Annotated in this window: 3 protein-coding genes; 2 read left to right on the top strand and 1 reads right to left on the bottom strand. The window is 67.3% G+C overall.

The genetic code is table 11. The annotated features are described in order from the left end of the window. On the bottom strand, positions 1-658 hold a 658-nt coding region (locus GBZ26_RS28050), incomplete at its 3' end, for a PDC sensor domain-containing protein (RefSeq protein ID WP_425599370.1). 249 nt (positions 659-907) lie between these two features. On the opposite strand from GBZ26_RS28050, the gene GBZ26_RS28045 reads away from it, so the two are divergent. Together GBZ26_RS28045 and zapE are read left to right on the top strand one after the other, a co-directional pair. Next, positions 908-2,293 carry a diguanylate cyclase gene (locus GBZ26_RS28045; protein ID WP_174441612.1) on the top strand — a complete coding sequence of 462 codons (1,386 nt, stop codon included), beginning with the start codon at positions 908-910 and terminating at the stop codon, positions 2,291-2,293. Positions 2,294-2,393: 100 nt separating this feature from the next. Continuing rightward, positions 2,394-3,548 carry a cell division protein ZapE gene (gene zapE / locus GBZ26_RS28040; protein ID WP_174441611.1) on the top strand — a complete coding sequence of 385 codons (1,155 nt, stop codon included), beginning with the start codon at positions 2,394-2,396 and terminating at the stop codon, positions 3,546-3,548. Positions 3,549-3,835 lie beyond the last annotated feature (287 nt).

Raw genomic sequence — 3,835 nt, 5'->3', positions numbered from 1 at the left:
GAAGCGGGTTGATCAGGGCGACCACCACCCCGGCGAAACGGCCGTCCGGATGGGACCAGCGGCGGCTCATCGGAATGACGTAGGTGCCGGGGAAGGCCATGCTGGGGACCGGCGCGCCGATGTGAAGCCCGCCGTCCGAGGCGCCCTCGTCCCGGTGGGCGGCGAAGTAGGGCCGGTTGGTCAGGTCGAAGGCCGGTGGACTGCTGTCGGCGGAGTGGTGCAGGACGCGGCCCTGCTCGTCCACCACGATCAGGCCGGAGATCGGGCCGATGGCGTCGCGCCGGTTGCGCAGAAGGGCGTTCACCGATGGCGCCGCCATGGTGCGGGCCTGCGGATGGGTGTCCAGGACGGTGACCAGATCGGACAGCAGCAAGTCCACGCTGAACACCGTGCGGACGGCCTGCTCCTCCAGGATGCGGGCGAGGTTGCGGGTCGAGCGCTCGGCCCCATGGACGGCTTCGGCGTGACGCTGCCAGACGCCATAGCCGATCATCGCGTTCACCACGACGATGAAGGCCACCCCGGACGCCCTCATCAGAAAACGCACCGACCCCAGCACCTCGAACAGCCGCTCCCCCAATCCGGAGGGTGCCAGTCCGGTGGGCCCCATTCCAGAGGGCGGCAAGGTCGTGTCGCGAACCGGATTGCGGCTGGCCATGGCTGTGAACAACTCTCCGCACGCAGTGCAACAGGGCCGCTGAAGGACCGCCCGCGTGGCATTGCCCAACGCAAGACGGTACCGCCCCCGGCCACCGCCAATCTCGCGCGAAAACCATAATGGAAGTTTAACCTTAATGCATCAATGAACCCGATCAGCAGCACGAGCGATTGTCGCTTTGCCTGACGGTCTCCGGGCGTTAAGAATCCGGGCAGGTTGGAGACGGTTGCGCAAAAAGGAACAGGGACGATGGACAGCCAGAAAGACCGCAAGGCCGCGATCCTTGCCGCCACGCTGTCGTCGCTGTGGGCGGATACCGAACCCGCCGTGCGCGAGCGCGTGACGGCCATCGCGCTCGCCGATGCCGACGCGATCTCGGACGTCTTCTACGCGATCCTGCTGGACCGCCCGGACAGCAACGCCTTCCTCAGCCACACGCTGGTTCAGGAACGGTTGCGCCCGTCGCTGGCACGCTGGATCGGCGCGCTCTTCACCGCTTCAACTGACGACGCCATCGCGGCGGTTCTGGAACAGAATTACCAGGTCGGGCTGATCCACGCCCGCATCAACATCCCGCTGACGCTGGTCAACGCCGGGATGCGGATCATCAAGAAGGAGCTGTCCGCCCGCCTGCTGGCGGCCGACCTCAGCCGCGGCCAGACCGCGTCCGCCATCCTCTTCGTCGGCGAGCTGCTGGACACCGTGCTGGACAACATGCACGAGGCCTATCTGGGCGACCTGCTGGGCAACGTCCGCCATCAGCAGTCGCTGAAGATGTTCATGAGCGGCCCCAACCTGGCGCTGGAGGGCGAGCGGCTGAAATCGTCGCTGTTCGACTGGCTGCGCAACACGGTGGTGTCCTTCTACGCGCATGAGGACAGCGGCCACGCGAGCCCGCCGCCCATCGAATCCTCCGATTTCGGCCTGTGGCTGAACCACAAGGCGGAACTGACCTTCGGCCGCGTCACCGAGCTCGACCACATCCGCGAGCGCACCAACCGCATCAGCGCCAAGGTGACCGCGGCGGTGGAGGGCGGCTGGATCACTCCCGCCTTCGTCAAGGAGCTGAACAACGACGTCACGGAAATCGCCTACGTCCTCGGCACCATCATCGAGAAGGCGATGGAGATCGAAAGCGGGCGCGATCCGCTGACCCGCCTGCTGACGCGGCGCTTCATGCCGGCGATCTTCCAGCGCGAGGTGGCCATCAGCCTGCGCCACGGCAAGCCCTTCGCCGTGCTGCTGATGGACGCCGACCATTTCAAGACGATCAACGACACGCTGGGCCATCAGGCGGGCGATGCCGTCCTGTCGGATATGGCGGAGCTGCTGCACACCCACGTCCGGGCCGGCGATTTCGTCTTCCGCTACGGCGGGGAGGAGTTCCTCGTCCTGCTGACCGAAATGGACGAGGCGTCGTTGCGCGTGAAGGCCGACCAACTGCGCCGCATGGTCGAGGAGCACCGTTTCAGCGGGGCCGGGAACGGGCTGCGGGTCACCGCCTCGATCGGGGCGGCCCTGCACGAGGGGCACCCGGATTACGAACACACCGTCCGCCGGGCCGACGCCGCGCTCTACGAGGCCAAGCGCCAGGGTCGCAACCGCGTGGTGATCGCCGGAATGGCGACCGCCTGATTGGTGGTCGCCCGGGCGCATCTGCATCCCGGCATCGGGCGTTGCCCCGCGGGGACGCATCGGCTACGTAAGACCTTTCCCTGCCGAGACCGCAAATTCCATGTCTGACGGACCGCTTTCGCTCTACCGGGCCCGCCGTGGCACCGGGACGCTGCGCCCCGACCCCGACCAGGAACTGGCCGCCGAGAAGCTCCAGAGCCTCTACAAGGCGCTGATGGGCTACAGCCCGCAACCGGCCGGGAAGGCCGGCGGGGCGAAGGCCGGCTGGCTGGAGCGCTTCGGGCTCGGCCGCCCGCGCTCCGAACCGGCGGAGGCGCCGCAGGGCCTCTACATGTACGGCGGCGTCGGGCGCGGCAAGTCGATGCTGATGGACCTGTTCTTCGACACCGCCCCAGTGGGGAAGAAGCGCCGCGTCCATTTCCACGAATTCATGCTGGAAGTGCACGAACGCATCCACCAGCACCGCCAGTCGGGCAAGAGCAAGGGCAAGGACGCCGACGACGCGCTGCCCGAGCTGGCCCGCGCGCTGGCCGACGAGGCGTGGCTGCTCTGCTTCGACGAGTTCCACGTCACCAACGTCGTGGACGCGATGATCCTCGGCCGGCTGTTCACCAGCCTGTTCGACCTGGGCGTGGTGGTGGTCGCGACCTCCAACTGGCCGCCGGACATGCTCTACAAGGACGGGCTCCAGCGCGAGCTGTTCCTGCCCTTCATCGCGCTGCTCAAGGAAAAGCTCGACGTTCTGGCGCTGGAAGGACCGACCGACTACCGGCTGGACCGGCTCCAGGGCAAGCCCGTCTATTTCTGGCCGCTCGGCGCGGAGAGCGACGCCAGGATCCGCCAGACCTTCGAGACGCTGACCGACGGCGCCCGGGGCGAACCGACCCATCTGTCGGTCCAGGGGCGGAAGGTGGAGATCGCCTGCGCCGCCAAATGCGTCGCCCTGGTGGATTTCTGGAGCCTGTGCGGCAAGCCGCTGGGTGCGGCCGACTACATCGCCATCGCGACGCATTTCCACACCGTGCTGATCCACGGCGTGCCGACGATGAAGGACGAGCTGCGCAACGAGGCCAAGCGCTTCATGACGCTGATCGACGCGCTCTACGAGCACAAGGTCAACCTCGTGGTCGCCGCCGAAGGCCCGCCGGAACGGCTGTACCCCGAGGGTACCCACGCCTTCGAATTCGAACGCACGGTCAGCCGCCTGATGGAGATGCAGTCCGAGGACTACCTGCGCCAGCAGCACCTGACCTGAGGGGCCGCGATCCCGCGCTTCCGCCCGTGTTACCACGGGGATGCCGCCCTACTCCCGTTTCGCGCCGAAGATAAAGGGGCGCCCGACGTTGTATTGCTGAACGTCGGTCCAATGGCGAGGGAGAGGGCAAAGCATGCCTTGGCGGTCCCAGTGCGGTGCACTGACGCTGGCGCTTTTTCTGACGGCACCGATCCATCCCGCCTCCGCCGCCGGGGCGGGCAGCGTCGACTGCTGGCTGCTCGACGGGGACGCGCTGACCCAGGCGCGCAACAGCGGCTGGTGCAAGG

It is taken from the genome of Azospirillum formosense (genome assembly GCF_013340925.1).
GTDB classification, from domain to species: Bacteria; Pseudomonadota; Alphaproteobacteria; order Azospirillales; family Azospirillaceae; genus Azospirillum; species Azospirillum formosense.
This window is presented reverse-complemented; position numbering and strand designations above follow the sequence as displayed.

Coding starts and splice junctions, on each gene's coding strand:
- GBZ26_RS28045 (WP_174441612.1), top strand. CDS start 908: ATGGACAGCCAGAAAGACCGCAAGGCCGCGATCCTTGCCGCCACGCTG.
- zapE (WP_174441611.1), top strand. CDS start 2,394: ATGTCTGACGGACCGCTTTCGCTCTACCGGGCCCGCCGTGGCACCGGG.